This is a genomic window from Streptomyces sp. NPDC005435 (assembly GCF_040703155.1).
Taxonomy (GTDB): Bacteria; Actinomycetota; Actinomycetes; order Streptomycetales; family Streptomycetaceae; genus Streptomyces.
Map to the genome: position 1 here is coordinate 1 of NZ_JBEXEQ010000011.1, position 18,846 is coordinate 18,846.

At 73.3% G+C, this 18,846-nt stretch carries 15 protein-coding genes; 8 read left to right on the forward strand and 7 right to left on the reverse strand.

Annotated elements, in window-relative coordinates; all coding sequences use genetic code 11:
- Window positions 1-242: 242 nt before the first annotated feature.
- On the reverse strand, window positions 243-821 hold the full coding sequence (locus AB0898_RS15485) for a rhodanese-like domain-containing protein (RefSeq protein ID WP_366803433.1): 579 nt from the start codon (window positions 819-821) through the stop codon (window positions 243-245).
- A gap of 89 nt (window positions 822-910) precedes the next feature.
- Between AB0898_RS15485 and AB0898_RS15490 the strand changes: the two genes are divergently transcribed.
- Window positions 911-1,198: a metal-sensitive transcriptional regulator gene (locus tag AB0898_RS15490; RefSeq protein ID WP_018549369.1), complete on the forward strand. Its 288-nt coding sequence runs from the start codon at window positions 911-913 to the stop codon at window positions 1,196-1,198.
- An 88-nt stretch (window positions 1,199-1,286) separates the two neighbouring features.
- Here AB0898_RS15490 and AB0898_RS15495 read toward each other — a convergent pair whose 3' ends face one another.
- From AB0898_RS15495 to AB0898_RS15505, 3 genes are all read right to left on the reverse strand, one after another.
- Entirely contained in the window at window positions 1,287-2,042 is a 756-nt protein-coding gene (locus AB0898_RS15495; RefSeq protein ID WP_366803434.1) for a sulfite exporter TauE/SafE family protein, read from the reverse strand.
- Window positions 2,039-3,481: an MBL fold metallo-hydrolase gene (locus AB0898_RS15500; protein ID WP_366803435.1), complete on the reverse strand. Its 1,443-nt coding sequence runs from the start codon at window positions 3,479-3,481 to the stop codon at window positions 2,039-2,041. The genes AB0898_RS15495 and AB0898_RS15500 overlap by 4 nt, the downstream gene beginning before the upstream one ends.
- Before the next feature lie 331 nt (window positions 3,482-3,812).
- A complete protein-coding gene (locus AB0898_RS15505) occupies window positions 3,813-4,625 on the reverse strand; it encodes a TetR/AcrR family transcriptional regulator (protein ID WP_366803436.1) in 813 nt (270 codons plus the stop codon).
- Window positions 4,626-4,904: 279 nt separating this feature from the next.
- Here AB0898_RS15505 and AB0898_RS15510 point away from each other — a divergent pair, with 279 nt between their 5' ends.
- Together AB0898_RS15510 and AB0898_RS15515 are read left to right on the forward strand one after the other, a co-directional pair.
- Window positions 4,905-6,623 carry an MFS transporter gene (locus AB0898_RS15510; protein ID WP_366803437.1) on the forward strand — a complete coding sequence of 573 codons (1,719 nt, stop codon included), beginning with the start codon at window positions 4,905-4,907 and terminating at the stop codon, window positions 6,621-6,623.
- Between the two features lie 236 nt (window positions 6,624-6,859).
- Entirely contained in the window at window positions 6,860-7,975 is a 1,116-nt protein-coding gene (locus tag AB0898_RS15515) for an aminotransferase class V-fold PLP-dependent enzyme (RefSeq protein ID WP_366803438.1), read from the forward strand.
- A gap of 900 nt (window positions 7,976-8,875) precedes the next feature.
- On the opposite strand, the gene asnB is transcribed toward AB0898_RS15515, so the two are convergent.
- Window positions 8,876-10,717 (reverse strand): asparagine synthase (glutamine-hydrolyzing), encoded by a 1,842-nt coding sequence (gene asnB / locus AB0898_RS15520; protein ID WP_366803439.1) that lies wholly within the window; start codon window positions 10,715-10,717, stop codon window positions 8,876-8,878.
- Window positions 10,718-11,162: 445 nt separating this feature from the next.
- Window positions 11,163-12,650, reverse strand: a complete 1,488-nt coding sequence (locus AB0898_RS15525) for a PLP-dependent aminotransferase family protein (protein WP_366803440.1) — start codon at window positions 12,648-12,650, stop codon at window positions 11,163-11,165.
- Between the two features lie 159 nt (window positions 12,651-12,809).
- Between AB0898_RS15525 and AB0898_RS15530 the strand changes: the two genes are divergently transcribed.
- Complete coding sequence (locus tag AB0898_RS15530; protein WP_366803664.1) at window positions 12,810-13,598, forward strand: aspartate/glutamate racemase family protein; 789 nt, start codon at window positions 12,810-12,812, stop codon at window positions 13,596-13,598.
- Complete coding sequence (locus tag AB0898_RS15535) at window positions 13,595-14,320, forward strand: hypothetical protein (RefSeq protein WP_366803441.1); 726 nt, start codon at window positions 13,595-13,597, stop codon at window positions 14,318-14,320. Before AB0898_RS15530 ends, AB0898_RS15535 begins: the two co-directional genes overlap by 4 nt.
- On the opposite strand, the gene AB0898_RS15540 is transcribed toward AB0898_RS15535, so the two are convergent.
- Window positions 14,305-16,551: a 2Fe-2S iron-sulfur cluster-binding protein gene (locus AB0898_RS15540; RefSeq protein WP_366803442.1), complete on the reverse strand. Its 2,247-nt coding sequence runs from the start codon at window positions 16,549-16,551 to the stop codon at window positions 14,305-14,307. The genes AB0898_RS15535 and AB0898_RS15540 overlap by 16 nt on opposite strands.
- Before the next feature lie 152 nt (window positions 16,552-16,703).
- Between AB0898_RS15540 and AB0898_RS15545 the strand changes: the two genes are divergently transcribed.
- The 3 genes from AB0898_RS15545 (at window position 16,704) to AB0898_RS15555 (ending at window position 18,788) form a co-directional block, all read left to right on the forward strand.
- A complete protein-coding gene (locus AB0898_RS15545) occupies window positions 16,704-17,318 on the forward strand; it encodes a TetR/AcrR family transcriptional regulator (RefSeq protein WP_366803443.1) in 615 nt (204 codons plus the stop codon).
- A gap of 84 nt (window positions 17,319-17,402) precedes the next feature.
- Window positions 17,403-17,612: a DUF2945 domain-containing protein gene (locus AB0898_RS15550; protein ID WP_366803444.1), complete on the forward strand. Its 210-nt coding sequence runs from the start codon at window positions 17,403-17,405 to the stop codon at window positions 17,610-17,612.
- Between the two features lie 114 nt (window positions 17,613-17,726).
- Window positions 17,727-18,788: a helix-turn-helix domain-containing protein gene (locus tag AB0898_RS15555; RefSeq protein WP_366803445.1), complete on the forward strand. Its 1,062-nt coding sequence runs from the start codon at window positions 17,727-17,729 to the stop codon at window positions 18,786-18,788.
- Window positions 18,789-18,846: the final 58 nt, after the last annotated feature.

Sequence of the window (18,846 nt, forward strand, 5' to 3'; positions counted from 1 at the left end):
AGGCCGGATCAGGGAGCGGCGTCTGGTGCCGTGCGTCGCAAGGCGGAGGAGGGAGTCGATGCGGAGCATCGGCGACCGACGACAACGCGGCGAGGCGCGGTGCCAGACGCCGCGAGCCCGGCCTGATCGACGAGACACCCCCTAGGGGCTCCGGTGACACGCTGTACGGCCCGCCGGCCTCGTAGGGGGTGGTCGGGCGCGGGCCGGGATCGACGCGCGCACCGGCGTGGAGCCGTGAGCGGTCAGCGGCGGCGCAGGGCGGCGAGTGTCGTGGCGAGGTCGGCCGGGCGGGGGCGGTTGTGCGGCAGCCTGGCCAGCAGGAGTGCCATGCCGCAGGTGTCGGTGAGCGCGGACACGACGAGCCCGCCCGCGACTCCGGCGGAGAGGATTTCGAAGGCCGGGTGCACGAGGAGGCCGAGGAGCAGACCCAGGAGGACGAGTGCCCCCGCCGTGCAGCGGACCTGCCGCTCCATGCTCCAGCCGGTGCGGGTGCCGTCGGCGGCGGGCCGGTGCAGGTCGTGTCCGGCGGCCGCCCACGCGTGGGTGCCGCCGGTGAGGGTGGCCGCCGGGACGCCCTGCCCGGCGAGGGTCCGGCAGGCGTTCGCGGAGCGGTTGCCGGAGGCGCACACCATGAGCAGGTCACCCCGGCCGGCGGCGTGCCGGAGTTCGGGCAGGGCGGCGCGGAGCCGGTCGAGGGGGAGGTTGAGGGCGCCGGGGAGGTGGCCGGTGGCGTACTCGGCGGGGGTGCGGACGTCGATGACGGTGAGGTCCCGGAGGCGGGCGCGGGCCTGGTCGGTGTCGAGGGTGCGGGGTGTGGTCATGGCAGCTGTGATCCTTGTGTGGCCGCGGGTCGCCGCCGTCCCGAAGCGGGACGTACAGTACCCCTAGGGGTATTTTTCGAGGAGTGAGCGTGGAACTGGAGCTTGAAGGCGCGAACTTGAAGTCCGTGCTGAACCGGCTGCGGCGGGCGCAGGGTCAGATCTCCGGAGTGATCCGGATGATTGAGGAGGGGCGCGACTGCGAGGAGGTCGTCACCCAACTGGCCGCCGCTTCACGGGCGTTGGACCGCGCCGGCTTCGCGATCATCGCGACGGGCCTGCAGCAGTGCCTGACCGACGTCGAGGAGGGACGCAAGAGCGGGGAGGACACGGCGGCGATGCGGGCGCGGCTGGAGAAGCTGTTTCTGTCGCTGGCGTAGGGGTCGCTGACGCAGGGGCCGCTGGGCGCGGCGGTCGCTGGGCGCGGCGGCGGGCGCCGTCCCAGCCGCGCCATGTCACATGACCCGCTCATCGCATCACCGCGTCGACCAGCATGAAGCACGCCACGCCGAGCAGCGCGACGGCGAAGAGCCGCTGGAGCGTACGCCCCGACAGCTTCGCGGCGAGCCGCTTGCCGTCCCAGGCGCCGAGCACCGCCGCCGCGGTGAACGGTCCCACGACGGCCCAGTCCAGCCCGTCGGCCGTCCCAGCGCGCAGGGCGAGGGCGGCCAGCGAGTTGACGGTGATGACGAGCAGGCTGGTGCCCACGGCCGCGCGCATCCGCATCCCGAGGACGCCGACCAGCGCGGGTACGGCGAGGAAGCCGCCGCCCACCCCGAGCACCCCGGTGACCAGCCCGAGGCCGGCCCCCGCGGCCGCCGCCCGGCCCGGCCGTACCGCCTTGCCGGCCCCCTCGGACACGGCGGCCCGGGGCCTGAGCATCCGGATCGCGGCAACGCCCGCCACGAGCGCGAAGGCCACGGTCAGCACCGCCCCCGGCAGGCGTCCGGCGAGTGCTCCGCCCAGCATGGCGGGCCCGACCCCGGCCGCCGCGAACAGCAGCCCGGTGCGCCGGCGGACGTGTCCGTCCCTGGCGTGGGCGGACAGCCCGGCGGCGGAGGTGAAGGCGACGATGATCAGGCTCGCGGTGGTCGCCGCGACGGGAGTGAAGCCGAGCAGATAGATCAGCGCGGGCACGGCCAGCACACTGCCGCCGCCCCCGAGACCGCCGAGCGCCAGTCCGACGACGGCTCCGGCGACCAGGGCGAGTATGAGCGCGCTCATCCTTGGGCGCGGGCGGCCGGGGCGGCCTGTTCGGCCGCGTCGTCGTCACGCGGGTGAGTGCGTACGACGACCAGTCCGGCCCGTACGGCCGCGTCGAAACCGTCGTCGATCGCGACGACCTCGCGCCCCGCCGCGTGCAGCAGGGAGGCGGCGATGGCGGCGCGCATGCCTCCGGCGCAGTGGACCCACACCTGGCCCTCGGGGACCTCGTGGAGGCGGTGGGGCAAGGTGTGGAGGGGGATATGGACGGAGCCGTCGACGCAGGCCGCCGCACGCTCGGAGTCCCGGCGGACGTCGAGGACGACGGTGCGGGGTGCCGGACGGCCGGAGTCGGCGTGGACGTCCGGTCGCGCCGCGAGGTCGGCGAAGGTGGCGCGCGGGAAGGAGACGAGCCCGTCCGTCGTCCACCCCTCCGGCTCCCCCGTGGCCGCGGCGGCGGGGCGGTCGATCCCGACACGGACCAGCTCGCGCTGGGCGGCGGCGAGTTGTTCCGGTGACGCGGCGAGCAAGGTCACCGGCCTGCCCCACGGGATCAGCCAGGCGAGGTACGTCGCGAGCTGCCCCTCGGCCTCGAAGTTGAGCGAACCGGCGACATGGCCTTCGGCGAAGGCGACGCGGTTCCGCAGGTCGATCACCCACTCCCCCGCGGCGAGCCGGGCGGCTGTCTCCCTGGCGTCGGCCACGGCGGGCGGCGTCAGATCGACCGGCGCCGGTCCCGCGGCGTTGGCCGGACCCATGTGCGCGTAGTACGCGGGGACGTCGTCCAGCCCGGCGAGCAGACCGGCGACGAAGGTGTCGACGTCCTGGAGCAGCACCTCGTTGGAGACCTTCTCCTGCCCGATGGTGCTGGCCTCGCCGTCGGCGCGCCCGGACGAGCAGAAGCTGCCGAACCCGTGCGTGGGCAGTACGGCGGTCCCGTCCGGCAGTTCCCCGGCCAGCCGGTGCGCGGACGCGTACTGCTCCCGGGCGAGCCGCTCGGTGAGCCTCGGCTCGACCAGGTCGGGCCGGCCGACGGTACCGGTCAGCAGCGAGCCCCCGGTGAACACGGCGACGGCCGTGCCGTTCTCCTCCAGGACGTACGCGGTGTGGTGCGGGGTGTGCCCGGGGGTGGCCAGCGCCCGCACCGCCAGCCCGGCTGTGGGGTCCACCGCCACCCGGTCCCCGTCCCGCACGGCCACCCGCTCGTACGCGACCCGGGCGCCGGCGGGCACGAGATAGGCGGCCCCGGTGACGCGCGCCAGCTCAAGCCCGCCGGTGACGTAGTCGTTGTGCACGTGCGTCTCCGCGACGTACGCGATCCGCACGCCCCGCCGCGCGGCCGCCGCGATCACCTGGTCGATGTCACGCGGCGGGTCGACAACGAGGGCCGCGCGCTCGCCACCGGCCAGGTAACTGCGGTTGCCCAGACCGGCGATGTCGAGGGTGTCGATGAAGAACACGGGGGACTCCCTTCCTGCGAAATTACCCCCGGGGGTATGCGTGGACGGTACCACGGGTACCCCCGGGGGTATTTTGGAGGGCGGGGATCTGCCGTGAGGCGGTCGCACCGACCAGGGATTTGGCGCCCTTGCGCCAGGGAGGTCGACTCAGGGGGGGACCCCTTCAAGACACGTCAGGGCACCGCGTTGAAGGTTTCGGCTGGCGCCAACACCCCCAGACGCCGCCTACCTGAAATCACCGGGGTGGCTCGGCTACCCGCAGTCCAACGATCAGGCGGCGCTGAACCGAACCGGCTGACGCCGACCGCCGCCAGCCGTCGGGCGACCGCTCTCAGCCCTCCGCCGGAGTCGCCGCACCCTCAGCCGGAGCCGCCGCATCCTCGTCCGGCAGGTAACTCGCCAGCCCCCGCAGGATGATCTCCAGCCCGATGTCGAAGCGGTCGTCGGAGGAGTCGACCACCATCAGGCTGGAGAGGGCGCGGAGGTGGGGGAACTCGCCCTCGGGGAGGGACGCGAAGTAGTTCTGCATCTCGTCGGCCATCTCGCGCCAGTCCGGGCGGGCCAGGGAGTCGCCGCTCTTCGCGTCGCGGGCGGCCCGGTCCTGCCACATGTCCTCTTCGAGGACGAAGCCGTCGATGTAGGTGGAGATGAGGTCGCCGGCTTCCGCGGCGATACGGTCCGGCAGCCCGGCCGTGCGGAATATGGCGAGCAACCCCTCGACGTGCGGCAGCAGTTCGGCCGTGAAGGGCACATGGGCCATGGAGATGCGCGCCACGTCACGGTGGGACAGCAGCCGGCGCCGCCCGGCGCGGGCGTAGTCGCGGACCTGCTCCTGCCAGCGCTCCGGGTCGGGCTCCGGGAGCCGGAAGTCGTCGAAGAGCCGGGTGTACATCAGCTCCAGGAGGTCGTCCTTGGAGCTGACGTAGGCGTAGAGGGCGGAGACGGTGACGCCCAGTTCGGCCGCGACCTGCCGCATCGACAGCCCGTCGAGCCCCTGGCGGTCCAGTACGACGAAGGCGGCCTCGACGATCCGGTCCCGCGAGAGCGGCGCCCGCGCGGGGGCGGCCTGCGATCGGCCGGAGCGTCGGCGCTCCCAGGGGGACGGCGGAGGGGTGGCGGGGGTACCGGCGGCCGCATCGGTCATGGGGACAGTCTAGGCGCGCGGTGAACAGTGTTCTCGTCCGGTGAACAGGCAACTTCCACAGGCGAACGCGATATATCTTGTCTCGGTCCGGCGATTGCGCTATATCTTAATGAACAGCGTTCTCTCGGTGAGCACTGTTCTGCTACTGTGAACAGTGTTCACCGGGCGTCCGGCCCCATCGGCCCTCAAGGCCGTACCGGCGAGCCGGGCAGTCGTATCCATTCACCCGCCGCACCCGTGGGCGTCCTTGCGGGCGCGGCCCTTCCGCCAGGAGTCCCGATGTCCACCACCGGTGTCGCGTCCACCGAGACGCCCGCCGACTCCCCAGCGCCCTACCGGTGGCGCTGGGCCGCACTCTTCGTGATCCTCGCGGCCGAGGTGATGGACCTCCTCGACGCCGTCGTCACGAACATCGCCGGCCCCTCCATGCGGGCCGACCTCGGCGGCGGCGCGTCCACGCTCCAGTGGCTCGCCGCGGCCTACACCCTCTCGATGGCCGTGGGCCTCGTCACCGGCGGTCGGCTCGGTGACATCCACGGGCGCCGCCGGATGTTCATGGTCGGCGCCGCGGGCTTCACCGTGGGTTCGCTGCTGTGCGCCATAGCGGGCTCGCCGGAGATACTCATCGCCGCGCGGGTCGTCCAGGGCCTGTTCGGCGCGGTGATGCTGCCGCAGGGCCTCGGCATGATCAAGGAGATGTTCCCGCCGAAGGAGTCGCAGAAGGCGTTCGGCATGTTCGGCCCGGTCATGGGTCTGTCCGCGGTGTGCGGCCCCATCCTGGCGGGCTGGCTCGTGGACGCCGACTACTTCGGCACCGGCTGGCGCATGATCTTCCTCATCAACCTGCCGCTCGGTCTCGCGGCGCTGCTCGGTGCGGCGCGCTATCTGCCCAAGGGCCGCTCCGAGACCAAGCCGCGCCTCGACATACCCGGCATGCTGCTGGTCTCGCTGGGCGCGATCCTCATCATCTTCCCGCTGGTCCAGGGCCGTGAGTACGACTGGCCGGTGTGGACCTTCGCGATGATGGCCGCCTCCGTCGTGGTGTTCGCCGTCTTCGCGCGGTACGAGTCGAGCCGCAGCCGGGCCGGCCAGGACCCGCTGGTCGTCCCGAGCCTCTTCCGCAAGCGCGGCTTCAGCGGCGGCATGGTCCTCGGCCTGGTCTTCTTCTCGACCATGCAGGGCTTCATGCTGGTCTTCAACCTCTACACGCAGATCGGTCTCGGCTACTCCCCGCTCAAGGCGGGCCTGGTCATGGTGCCCTGGTCCGGCGGCATGATCGTCGGCTTCGGCATCGCGCAGGGGGTCGCCCGGTTCGGCCGCGCCGTGCTCCAGGCGGGCACCGTGGTCATGGCGCTCGGCGTGTTCGGCGTGTGGCTGACCCTGGACATGGTGGGCGCCGGCGTCGGCCCCTGGCAGCTGCTGCCCGCGCTGCTCGTCACCGGTATCGGCATGGGCCTGCTCATGGCGCCCTTCTTCGACATCGTGCTCGCCAGTGTCGAGCAGCACGAGACGGGTTCGGCGTCGGGCACCATGACCGCGATGCAGCAGCTCGGCGGCGCCTTCGGCGTGGCCCTCCTGGGCACGGTCTTCTTCGGCCTGCTCGGCGGCGGCATCGCCACCGCCGTCGACCACCGCGCGGACGGTCTGCGCCACCAGCTGGCCGCCGCGCACGTCGCCCCGGCCGCGCAGGACCGTGTGGTCGCGGACCTGCGCCGCTGCGCCTCGGACCGCGCCGTCGCCAAGGACCCGGAGGCCACTCCGGCGTCCTGCGCCCGCCTGGAGAAGGACACCCGCGCGGCCGTCACCTCCCCGCAGGCCGCCCGCCAGATACCCGGCGCGCTGAAGGCCACCGCGTCGTCCGCCTTCGAGAGCGGCTTCGGCTCCGTGATGAAGACGGTGCTGTGGATCGTCGACGGGATGCTCGTCCTGACGTTCCTGCTCTCGTTCCTCCTGCCGCGCCACGCGCGTACGGAGGAAGGGGAGCCCGCCGGACACTGATCCTCCGGCGGCGGAACGGGACGGCCGGGCGGCTCCTTCGGCGGAGCGGCCCGGCCGTTGCGCGTCGTACCAGGCTTTGGCGTACGAGGCGCTGCCACAGAGGCGTTCGCATACGCGGCGCCGGCGTACGACGGGAGTCGCGTACCGTGACGCCACGCGGGCGGAGCGGCGTGGCGTCACCGCGCTCAGCGATTCCCGCCGCACCGCTCCCGCCACCGTTCCGGAAGGACGGCCCCGTGCTCACGTCGTACGCAGCCCACTTCGACACGCCCGCCGGGTATCTGGACTTCGCCCGGTTCGGGCCGCCGTCGCGGGACGCGGTGGCCGCCACCGCGCGGGCGATGGAGGAGTCCGCGCGGGCCGGCCACACCACCGTGGACGCTCTGATGTGCGCGGAGAACACGGCACGGGACGCGGCCGCGCGTCTCGCGGGCACCGACGCCGCGCACACGGTGCTGCTGCCGAACGCGTCGACCGGCGTGTTCCACGCCGCGCTCGGCGTCCGGGAGGGCGTGGTCCTCGTCCCGCGCGGCGACTTCCCCGCCAACCACTATCCCTGGCGCCGCAACGCCCACCTGGGCCGGGCCACACCGCGCTGGCTCGACCCGGCACCCGGGGGCGGTGTCACCCCGGAGCTGGTCCGCTCCGCCCTGACCGACGACGTGGTGGCCCTGTCCGTCAGCGCGGTGGATTTCCGTACGGGGTTCCGGGCCGACCTGGCGGCGCTGCGCGAGGCGATCGGGCCGGACCGGCTGCTGATCGTGGACGCCATCCAGGCGTTCGGCGTGGCCGACCTGCCCTGGAGTGCGGCGGACGTGGTGATCGCGGGCGGCCAGAAGTGGCTGCGCGCGGGCTGGTCCACGGGTTTCGCCACGCTGTCCGACCGGGCGCTGGAGCGCCTGGAACCGGTCCTCACCGGCTGGACCGGCGTCGAGGACGTCGGCCTCTTCGACGGCACCGAGCACCCACCCGCCCCCGACGCCCGGCGCTGGTCGATGACCAACCTCAGCCCGGTCACGGCCGCCGCGTTCGCGGCCGCGCTGGAGCTGGTCGAACGGCACACCGTCGCGGCGATCGAGGCGGCGATCGGGGTACGGATCGGCGAACTCACCGAGACCGTCACGGCCCGTGGCGGCCAGATCCTCTCCCCCACCGACCCGTCCCACCGCGCGGGCGTCCTCTCCTTCGCGCTCCCCGGCCACGACCCGTCCCTCGTCGCGAAGGCCCTCCACGCGGAGGGCGTCACACCGACGGTACGCACCGACTCACTCCGCCTGTCGCCCCACGCGTCGACTCCGCCGGAGGCGACGGAGCGGGTGGCGGCGGCGCTGTCGTCACTGCGCGGCCGCTGAGGGCGACGGATAGCCCGCTCGCACGGCCGGAAACTCCTTGGGCTGCTCCACCGACCATGGCCCGGAGGCCACTCCCCCGACCGAGGCCGAAGGCGGCGCGCGGCCGCGCCCCTCAGCACCCGGCGGCCCGCGTCCGGCGCCCCGCGACCGGCGACCCGCCGTCCCACGACCGCCGTCCCGCGACCGGCGACCCGCGCCCAGCACCCGACGTCCGGCATCCGGCGACCGGCGACCGGCGCCCCGCGCCCCACGTCCTGCCACCCGCGCCCAGCACCCAGCACCCGGCGCCCCGCCGTCCCGCGCCCCGCGACCGGCGACCGGCGACCGGCGACCGGCGACCGGCGACCGGCGACCGGCGAGCATCGGGCCAAGGCCAGGGCCAGGGCCAGGGGCAGGGCCAGGGCCAGGGGCAGAGTCCGCCGCTCGTACCCGCCCGTGCACGGCTGGAAGCCGGGCTCGGCAATCGCCGATCGCGGCCGAGGGGCAGCGGCTCCCACCCGCCCATCGTCGACCGGGCCGGAAGCCGTCGGCCAGCCGACCGCCCGGTCCCCTCGGCTGTCACGGGCCACGAACACACGCTGCGCGCCGCCCGGTTACTCACCTACGGCCGCAGTCCGCGGGGCCGGTGACCCCGTCCGCAGCCGGAGGCCGCCCACGCCGCCCTGGTCAACGCCGGAAGCCGGCCGCCAGGCCGCCGCCACCGCCCGCCCCATAGCTGCTCACCACGGCCGCAAGCCGCCCCCTCGGCAACCACCGTCCCCGGCCGGAGGCCACCCGCCCCCACCTGACGAGCACCCACCGACCCCGATCAGGGAGCCCTGCCCGCAGCGCTGACCACGAGCGAGGACGCTGCCCCCAGCCGCCGACGGCTCAGCCAAGCCCCACCCCCGGCGGGGCCCCTCAGCCCAGGTCCAGTTCCGGCCCGTACAAGTCCAGCCACAGCGCCAGGTCGAGGGTGCGTTCCATGCCGCGGCGGGCGGACTGGGTGGCGACGGGGCCGGCCGTCTCGGCGGTGCGGCGGACCTTGTCGCGGTCGAGGAGGTCGAAGACGCGGTGGGAGGGGCGGGAGAGGAGGTCGTGGACCTGGGACTGGAGGGCGCGGCCGTAGACGGGGTCCTGGGTGGAGGGGTACGGGCTCTTGACGCGGTCGTAGACCGAGCGCGGGAGGAGGTCGGCGGTGGCCTCGCGCAGCAGGCTCTTCTCGCGGCCGTCGAAGGACTTGAGGGACCAGGGGGTGTTGTAGACGTACTCGACGAGCCGGTGGTCGCAGAACGGCACCCGGACTTCGAGGCCGACGGCCATGCTCATGCGGTCCTTGCGGTCGAGCAGGGCGCGGACGAAGCGGGTGAGGTGGAGGTGGCACATGCGCCGCATGCGGTACTCGAAGTCGCTCTCGCCGTCGAGGCGTTCGATGCCGGAGACGGCCGTACGGTAGCCGTCGGCGATGTAGCCCTCCAGGTCGAGGGACTTGCTGAGGTCGGCGCGGAGGACGCCGGTGTCGTCGCCGAAGTGGCGGCCGAGGCTGACGAGCCAGGGGAAGGTCTCGGCGTGGCGGGCCTCCTCGTCGAAGAACTGGAGGTAGCCGCCGAAGACCTCGTCGGCGGACTCGCCCGAGAGGGCCACCGTGGACTGGTCCCGGATGGCGCGGAAGAGCAGCAGGAGTGAGGCGTCCATGTCGCCGAACCCGGCCGGCAGGTCGCGGGCGCGGATGACCTTCTCGCGGGCGGCGGGGTCGGCGAGGGACTGCGCGTCGAGCACGATGTCCTGGTGGTCGGTGCGCGCGAGCCGGGCCACGTCGTGGACGAAGGGGGTGTCGGGCGTGCCGCGCAGCTCGTCCGCGACGAAGTTGTCCGCCTGTCCGGCGAAGTCGACGGCGAAGCTGCGTACCTTCTCCCCCTGTTCGCCGAGCTGCCGTGCGGCGAGCGCGGTCATGGCGGAGGAGTCGAGGCCGCCGGAGAGCAGGGTGCAGCGGGGCACGTCGGCGACGAGCTGGCGGCGCACGATGTCGTCGAGGAGCGTGCGGACGGTGGCGATGGTGGTGTCGCGGTCGTCGGTGTGCGGGCGGGTCTCCAGCCGCCAGTAGACGCGGGTGCGCAGTCCGGAGCGGTCGACGGTGACGACGGTGCCGGGCTCGACCTCGCGGATGCCGTCCCAGACGGCGTGGCCGGGCGTCTTGACCAGGGTGAGCAGCTCGCGCAGACCGTCCAGGGTCACCCGGGGCCGGACCAGCGGGTTGGCGAGGAGGGCCTTGGGCTCGGAGCCGAAGACGACGCCGTCGGGGGTGGGGTGGTAGGAGAACGGCTTGATGCCCATGCGGTCGCGGATCATCACGAGCTTGTCGTGGCGGCCGTCCCAGACGGCGAAGGCGTACATGCCGTTGAGCCGCTCGGCCACCGCGTCGCCCCATTCGAGGTAGCCGCGCAGGACGGCCTCGGTGTCGGAGTCGGTGGTGAACCGGTGGCCCCGGCCTTGGAGTTCACGGCGCAGTTCGGTGAAGTTGTACGCCTCGCCGGAGTAGACGAGGGCGACGGTGCCCTCGGGGGTGCGGGCGGTCATGGGCTGGCGGCCGCCGGGGAGGTCGATGATGGCGAGCCGTCGGTGACCCAGCGCGGCGGGACCCTCGGCCCAGGTGCCGCGGTCGTCCGGTCCCCGGCAGGACATCGTCTCGGTCATCGCATCCAATACGGAGCCGTCGGCCGCGAGGTCACGGTCGAAGGAGACCCATCCGGTGATGCCGCACATGTGCTGCCTCCTGCCTCCGGACGACGGCCGCCGCCGCGCTCACCTGCGCTTTCCGGGTGGCGTGGGAGAAACCGCCGAACCAGTTGTATCGAGCACCTATATGACGAGCCTCCGCCCGTGAGCCGCCCGGGTCAACGCGTCCGTAACCCACACGAACCACGCCCCTCACACCCCGGACACGATTTCGGCCGCCCTTTGCCAAGGCGAAAGCCCGGAAGCGGGGCGAGTTCGCACCGCTCGGGCCCAAGGCGCCCCGAATCAGGCCACCGGCAAAAACTTCCCCAAGCACCCGGCCTTCGCGAAGAGAAACGGGACGGCCGCCTCGGACGAGGGCTTCGGGCCCTCACGATTCGGGCCGGGCGGATTCGGGCCGCGCGGATTCGGGCCCACCGCATTCGGACCTACCGGATTCAGGCCCTCCGAAGCGCGCGCGAACGGCCCGCGCTCAGACGATCCAGCGCGGGCCCCGCGCCCTCGCCGAGGCCGACCGACTGTCGGCGAGCGCGGCGGCCAGCCGGCGTACGGCCTCGCGCAGGGTCTCGGGCGGCAGGGTGTACGGGAGGCGGAGGCGCTGCTCGAAGACGCCCGGGTCGGCGGCGAAGCAGGACCCGCTCTCGATCCGCACCCCATGATCGAGGGCGCGCCCGGCCAGCGCCGGGGCGATGGGTTCGCCCAGGTCGGCCCACAGGGACAGACCGCCGGGCGGCAGCCGCCAGGTCCACTCCGGAAGGTACTCGTGGAGCGCGGCGGCCAGCGCGGACCGCTGTTCGCGCAGCTCCTCCAGCCGGTGTGCCGCCGGTCCCGCGCCGCGTGCCAGGAGGGCGACGGCCAGGAGCTGGTCCATGACCGAGCTGCCCACGTCGACGGCGATCCGCCGGGCCACGAGTTCCGTGATCAACCGGGCGCCGGCCCGCACCCACCCGATGCGCAGCCCGCCCCAGTGGCTCTTGCTCATGGAGCCGATGGTGACGACCCGGTCGCCGCCACCCCGCGCGGCGTGGGAGGCGAACGGGGGCGGGGCGGGGACGTCGAGGGCGAGGTCGCTCAGCGTCTCGTCGACGACGACCCAGGTCCCGGCCCGGTGGGCGGCGCGCAGCAGGCGGGCGCGCTCCGGCTCCGGCATGAGGAGCCCGGTGGGGTTGTGGAAGTCGGGGATCAGGTAGGCCAGTCGGGGCACGGTCTGGTGGAGGGCCGACTCGGCGATCCCGATGTCCCAGCCGTCGTCGGTCACCGGCACCGGTACGGGCCGCAGCCGGGCGTGGCGCAGAGCTTCCAGCGCGTTCGGATAGGACGGGCTCTCCACCATGACCCGGTCACCGGGACCGCACAGCAGTCCCAGCACCAGCGTGAGCGCGTGCTGGGCGCCGGAGGTCACCAGGATCTGCTCGGGCACCGTGGCCAGGCCCCGCTCGGTGAAGCGCCGGGCGACGGCGGCGCGCAGCTCGGGCAGGCCGTACGGGTGGTAGCCGGGGGTGTGCGCGTGCTCGGTGAGCCGGGGGGTGATCTCGGCCAGGGCGTCGGCGAGCGTCCGTTCCGGCAGCCCGGGGGCCGCCCTGGCCAGGTCGATCACGGTGTCCCCGGGCGCGAGAAGCCTGGCGACGCCGCTGGGGGCACGCCCCTTCGGCAGCGCGGTCCAGGTACCCGCGCCCTGCCGGCTGTGCGCGTAACCGCTCTCGCGGAGCAGGTCGTAGACCGCCGTGACGGTGGGCCGGCTGATGCGCAGCGCGGCGGCCAGCTCCCGTTCCGCCGGGAGTCTGACGTGCGGTGCGATCCGCCCGTCCAGGATCAGCGTGCCGATCGCCCGCGCCAGCTGCCGGTACGCGGGCCTCGCCCCCGCCGGGTCGGGCAGCATCGCGGCGAGCTGCGGACCCCCGAGAGTCCGCCCGACACGACGCGTCCCGTCCCCGGGCCGGTCCGAAGTCGAGGAGGCCATACCACTCTCCCCCGATTGGCCATGCTGTCGAAGCCGCTCACCATACAGACTCCGCTGTCATCGCCCTGAACAGCCCGTACAGACGGAGGAATTGGCATGGACCGCCCCGCGCACGACCACCGAAGCCCTCGCGAGGAGACGCCGGGAGGCGGCGGCCGCTTGAGGATCGCGCTCATGGACGCCGGCATCGGACTGCTCCCCACGGCCGCCGCGGTACGGCGACTGCGCCCCGACGCCGGCCTCGTCCTCTCCTCGGACCCCGACGGGATGCCCTGGGGGCCGCGCGCCCCGGAGGACATCACGGCGCGCTCACTCACGATCGCCGAAGCGGCCGCCGCGTACCGCCCGCACGCCTTGATCGTCGCCTGCAACACCGCCACCCTGCACGCCCTGCCCGCGCTGCGCGCCCGCTTCGAACCCGGCACGCCGGTCATCGGCACGGTCCCGGCGGTCAAACCGGCCGCCGCGAGCGGCGGCCCGGTGGCCGTCTGGGCGACACCCGCCGCCAGCTCCAGCCCCCAACTGCACTGTCTGATACGGAAGTTCGCCCAAGGCGTGCGGGTCACCACCGTGCCGTCTCCCGGGCTTTCCGACGCCGTCGAGCGCGCGGACGAGGCCGCCGTCGAGGGCGCGATCGCCTCCGCGGCGGAACGCACCCCGGACGATGTCCGCGCCGTCGTCCTGGGCTGCACCCACTACGAACTCGTCGCCGACCGCGTCCGCGCGGCCCTTCAGCGCCCCGGTGAGCCGCCTCTCGCGCTGCACGGCCCGGCGGATGCCGTCGCCGCCCAGGCGCTGCGCCGGATCGGCGTGCGATCCGCTCCCCCTGTCACGGCTCGGGGAACCCTGACCGTGCTCCTCAACGGCCGTGAGGCATCGTTGCCTTCGGCGGTTTCGGCGTACGCCGAGGGGCGAACCGTCGCGATGGTGGCGGGAGTTCGTCCGTGAGCCGTGACCCGAGGGTTCCGCGTACCGCCGCCCTGGACGAGCGCACGCCCACCCGGCCGGCACCCCCCGCGCACCCGCTGACCTACGTGCCCCTCGCCGAGCACCCGCTGCGACGCGTTCCCCAACTCTTCGTCGGCCTGGCCCTGTACGGCTTCAGTCTCTCGTTGATGGTCCGTGCGTCGCTGGGGGTCAATCCCTGGAGTGTGCTGTACGAGGGGCTGGAGCGGCACACGTCGCTCGGCTTCGGAGCGGTCAGCGCCGTTGTCGGGGCGGTCGTGCTGCTGCTGTGGATTCCGCTCCGACAGCGGCCGAGGTTCGGGACGTTCGCCAACATCGTCGTGCTGGCCTGCGCTTCGGACCTCGGCCTGGCGCTAATTCCTGGGCATCTCTGTCTTCCGGTCCGCTGCGGGCTGCTGGCCGGAGGCGTCCTCCTCAACGGCTTCTCGGTCGCGGTCTACGTGGGTGCGCGTCTCGGGCCGGGGCCCCGGGACGGGCTGATGACGGGAGGGTCCGCCGTGACCGGGCGGTCCATCCGGTTCGTCCGCACCCTGATGGAGGTCGCCGTACTCGTCCTGGGCCTGCTCCTCGGGGGAAGCGTGGGCGCGGGCACGGTGCTCTACGCCCTCGCCGTCGGCCCGGTCACCCAGTTCTTCGTGCCGTGGTTCGCCTATCGGGAAGCGGAGGCACAGGACACGCCCCAGCCGGTTCACCCCGGCTCCTGATCATCCTCCGGCACCTCCACCTCCACCGCCGAGCACGCCCGCCCCACACACGTCAGCACCCACCCCTCCGCCCGCTGCTGTTCCGTAAGGCAGTTGGGGGTGCTCATCGTGACGTCGCCCGCGCGGAGGCGGACGGCGCATTCGCCGCAGTTGCCCACCGTGCAGGAGTACGGGAGGGGGAGGCCGGCGGTGAGGGCTCCGTCGAGGAGGGTCCGGCCGGGGGTGATGACGGTGGTGCCGAGGGGGGTGCCGGCGCGGGTGACGGTCAGGGGGTGGGGTACGGCGGCGGCGGGCGGAAGCGGTGCGTCGGAGGCGGCCGTGTAGCTCTCCTGGTGGATGCGCTCGGGCGGGATGCCGTGGGCGAGCAGGGTTTCCCGGGCGGTGGACATGACCGTTCCGGGGCCGCAGAGGTAGTAGTGGGCCGAGTCGGAGGCCTTCAGGTCCTCCAGCCATGCGCCGACCGTCTCCGGGGTGAGTCTGCCCCGGGCGCCGGACCAGGAGGGGGACGGCCGGCTCAACTGGTGTGTCACCGACAGGCGTTCGGCGTGCCTGCGCTGGAGGCGGCTCAGGGAGTCCGCGAAGAGGACGTGGGACTCGTCGCGGTTGGCGCAGAGCAACGACAGCCGGGGACCGGTGCGTTCGGCGAGCTTCGCGCGGATCATGCTCATCATCGGGGTGACGCCGCTTCCGGCGGCGATCATGACGAGGTGGTCGGCGGCTGCCGCGCGGAACGTTCCGGACGGGCCGAGGACGGTCAGCCGATCGCCCGCGCGGAGACGGTCGTTGGCGTATGCGGAGAAGAGACCGTCCCCGACGCGCTTGACCGTCACTTCGAGCCGGGTGGAACCGGGCACCGAGCAGGCCGAGTAGGCGCGCCGGACCGGCCGGCCGTCGATCTCGGTGACCAGGGTGAAGAACTGTCCGGGTTCAAAACGCAGCGCCCTGCGGGGAGTTCGCGCGTCCTCCAGTACGAGGGTGACGGCGTGCGGTGTCTCCCGGCGCACCTCGGCCACCCGCATACGCCGGCCGGCCCCGGCGACACGGCCGCGTCCGCGACGGGACGACGACCGCCGGCGCCCCGGACTCCCGTAGCCCTCCTGCCGCATCTGGACGCGATAGCCCAGGTCCATCAGCAGCCGGGTCAGACGCGGGAAGGCCGCCGGCGCGGCGACCAGCTTCATGACGAGGGCCGGTGGCGCCCCGGGGGTGCCGGCGGGCGCGGCACTGGCGTGCTTGGACGCGAGCGCGATCAGGTTCGGGACCGTGGCGGGATCGACGTGTGCGGCCGGGCTCCACAGACTCGCCCCGGCCACCGCGTCGTTGTGGGCGACCTCCGCGTCGAGGACGTGGAGGAGCAGGGCCGCCTGGGGTGGCTGTCCGCGCAGCGACATCGTCTCCAGCAGCGCGGGATCGTCGGTGATCGAGGCGTGGCCGGTCAGGTGCAGGACCTCGGTGCGGCCGGGGACGAGGGCGGCGAGGGCGAGCCGGTCGTCGTCGAGGAGGTTGTGGAAGGTGTCCGCGCGCTGGTTGCCCTTGCGGTCGGGCAGCGCGAGCGTGCGGCCGTCCAGCACCCGGGCGAACCCGGCGTGGTCACCGCGCGGGCTCGTGTCGCTCGCCCCGGCCGCGTCACCGGTGGACAGGACGAGGAACGGCGACGCCGCCAGGAACGCGCGGACGGCGGGGTGATGCAGCGGGCCTTCGCTCAACTCCCGTGCCACGGAGGAAGATTGCGACACCGCCGATGGATCCCACAACCGCGACCGCAGCACGCTCCGCCCGCAATGCACGTATCCCTCCCGGACGTTGACCTCCAGCCGCGTCTCCCCGACCGCGGCCACCGTCCCGTTCACCCGCAGTGTCTCCCCCACCCCGGGCAGCAGGAACACGAACGACACACCGCCGCCCGGCGCCGGCGGCCGCGCCGCGACACCCGGAGGAAGAGCGAACGAGATCCGCTCCGGCGAGTGGACACGCGGGAATCCCGCGCGGCCGCCGACGAAGGTCGCCCTGCGCCGGCCCTCGGCGTCCGTGTAGCCGAACCCCGCGACCGGGGAGTGCGCCAGTACGGCCGCGCAGCCGTCGTCGAGGCGGTCGACCTGCTTCATCATGACCAGCGAAGGCGGGCGCCCGACGGTCGCCTCGACCTGCTCCACCGTCGTCATGCGGCGGAACTCCGCGAGCCGGGCGGGACGAGGGACGCCGGTGTCGGTGTCGGTGTCGGTGTCGCGCATGAGTGTGCCTCTTCGTCTTCCGGGCCCGCAGGCACCGTCGCGAGTAATCCCCCGAGCCGAGTGAGAGCGCGTTCGCGCAGCTCATGGCACTATTGTGAGCAGTAGCTCATGTTTTCTGCTACTCGCTTTTCCAGCCCGGGCGGGAGGCCCCCGTGTCCCACGACAAGCGCCGGCTCGAACCACGTCGCAAGCCCCGTCAGGTCCGCGCCGAGCTGACGCGCGGGCGCATCCTCGCCGCCGCTGCTCACGTTTTCGCGGAGTACGGGTACGCCGCCGGCACCACCAACCGCATCGCCGAGCAGGCCCGTGTCTCCATCGGCTCGCTGTACCAGTACTTCCCGAACAAGGACGCGATCCTCACCGAGCTGCTGCTCCAGCACATCGACGGCGCGGGCGCGGCCCACGAGCCCGACGCCCCGCTCCCGGCGCTGGAGGAGTGCCTGCGCCGGATCGTCCGGCGTGCCGTCGACAACCACCGTGCCGACCCCCAGCTCCTGCGCGTCATGTTCGAAGAGGCGCCGCGTTCCCAGGAGTTGATGGACAAGGTGGCGCGCTACGAGGAGTCGCGGGTCGCGGAGATCCGTACGCTGCTGGGCCGGCACCCCGAGGTGAAGGTCGCGGACGTGGACACCGCCGCCGCACTCGTCGTCTCCACGATCGAGCTGGTGACCCACAAGCTGATGGCCGCGCCCCAGGGCGTCGAGGCCCGGCGCCTGGAGAACGAACTTGTCGACATGACGACGCGCTACCTCACCGGCCCGGCCTGACCCCCTCGCCCCCACCGCCCCCCTTACTCTCGCACATGTACCGCACACCCATACAAACGCACACCGAATGGGGCGAGCACACATATGGCGGAGCACTTCTCGGTCGGGGACCACGTCCGGTGGAACTCGGAGGCCGGACACGTCGAGGGCGTCATCATCAAGAAACACACGCACGACGTGGAGTTCAAGGGCTACACCCACCACTGCTCGGAGAAGGACCCGCAGTACGAGATCAAGAGCGACAAGACCGACCACATCGCGATGCACAAGGGCACGGCGCTCACGAAGATCTGACCGGCCGGACGACCGGGTTCCGGCGCGTTGCCGGTTCCCGGCAATCCTGACTACGCTCCGGTTGACCAAGATCGACGAGAGCACGTCAAGCGCGTGCGCGGCGAGGGGGACACGGTGTCGGAGCCGGACGTGACCGGATTCCTGGGCGGCTACGTCCGTACGCTGGCCGAGGTGTCCGCCACCGGACGCAGACTCACCCGGGACGAGCTGGAGGAGCGGCGCGCGCTCGGGGAGCGGGCCGCCGACGCCGGGCACAGCCTGCGCGCCCTCGTGCGCGGGCATCTCGCGGCGACGCGCGCGTCCTGGCCCGCCGGTACGCCGGGAAGCTCGGTCGGCGGGGTGCTGGCCGCCGTCGAGCAGGCGGTGGACGCCTTCGCGGAGGGCTACGAGCGGGCGCAGCGTCTGGCGGTGCGTCAAGAGGAGGCCGCGCGGCGGGAGTTCATCGACGACCTGCTGTACGGCCGCAGTGATCTCGGGCGGCTGGCGGAGCGGGCCGAGCGGTTCGGGCTCGTCCTCTCCCACGCCCACGCGGTCGCGGTGGCCGAGGGGACGGACGCGTACGACGACGCCTCCCCCGCCACGCGCCGGGTGGAGGCCGCGCTGATCGCGCGGTTCGACCAGCGGCACATCCTGCTCGCCACCAAGAACGGCAAGCTGATCTGCATCGCGCCCGGCGACGAGGGCGGCATCCTGGACCGTTTCGCGGAGCAGGCACACTCCACCACCGACTGCGCACGGGTCGCCATCGGCCGGCCCCGGCCGGGTCCCGGCGGTGTCGTGCAGTCGTACGAGGAGGCGCTGAGCACGCTCGATCTCGCCGAGCGGCTGGGGCTGGACGCGCCGGTGGTGCGCGCCGCCGATCTGCTGGTCTATCCGGTGCTGGCGCGGGACCGGCAGGCGATGGCGGACCTGGTGCTCAGCACCCTGGGGCCGCTGCGGGAGGCCAGGGGCGGGGCGGAACCGCTGCTGCGCACGCTGGAGGCGTACTTCGAGTCGGGGTGCACGGCCGCGGCGGCGGCCCGCCGGCTCGCGCTGAGCGTGCGCGCGCTGACCTACCGGCTGGACCGCATACACCAGTTGACCGGCGCCGACCCGGCCGACCCGGTGCACCGGTACACGCTGCAGACCGCCGTCATCGGGGCGCGGCTGCTGGGGTGGCCGAAGGAGGAGCTGTGACAGGAGCCGCAAGGGACGGGAACGGCAAGGGGCCCACCGTGTCCGGTGGACCCCAGCC

Coding starts and splice junctions, on each gene's coding strand:
- asnB (WP_366803439.1), bottom strand. CDS start 10,717: ATGTGCGGCATCACCGGATGGGTCTCCTTCGACCGTGACCTCGCGGCC.
- AB0898_RS15525 (WP_366803440.1), bottom strand. CDS start 12,650: ATGGCCTCCTCGACTTCGGACCGGCCCGGGGACGGGACGCGTCGTGTC.
- AB0898_RS15540 (WP_366803442.1), bottom strand. CDS start 16,551: ATGCGCGACACCGACACCGACACCGACACCGGCGTCCCTCGTCCCGCC.
- AB0898_RS15550 (WP_366803444.1), top strand. CDS start 17,403: ATGGCGGAGCACTTCTCGGTCGGGGACCACGTCCGGTGGAACTCGGAG.
- AB0898_RS15495 (WP_366803434.1), bottom strand. CDS start 2,042: ATGAGCGCGCTCATACTCGCCCTGGTCGCCGGAGCCGTCGTCGGACTG.
- AB0898_RS15510 (WP_366803437.1), top strand. CDS start 4,905: ATGTCCACCACCGGTGTCGCGTCCACCGAGACGCCCGCCGACTCCCCA.
- AB0898_RS15505 (WP_366803436.1), bottom strand. CDS start 4,625: ATGACCGATGCGGCCGCCGGTACCCCCGCCACCCCTCCGCCGTCCCCC.
- AB0898_RS15485 (WP_366803433.1), bottom strand. CDS start 821: ATGACCACACCCCGCACCCTCGACACCGACCAGGCCCGCGCCCGCCTC.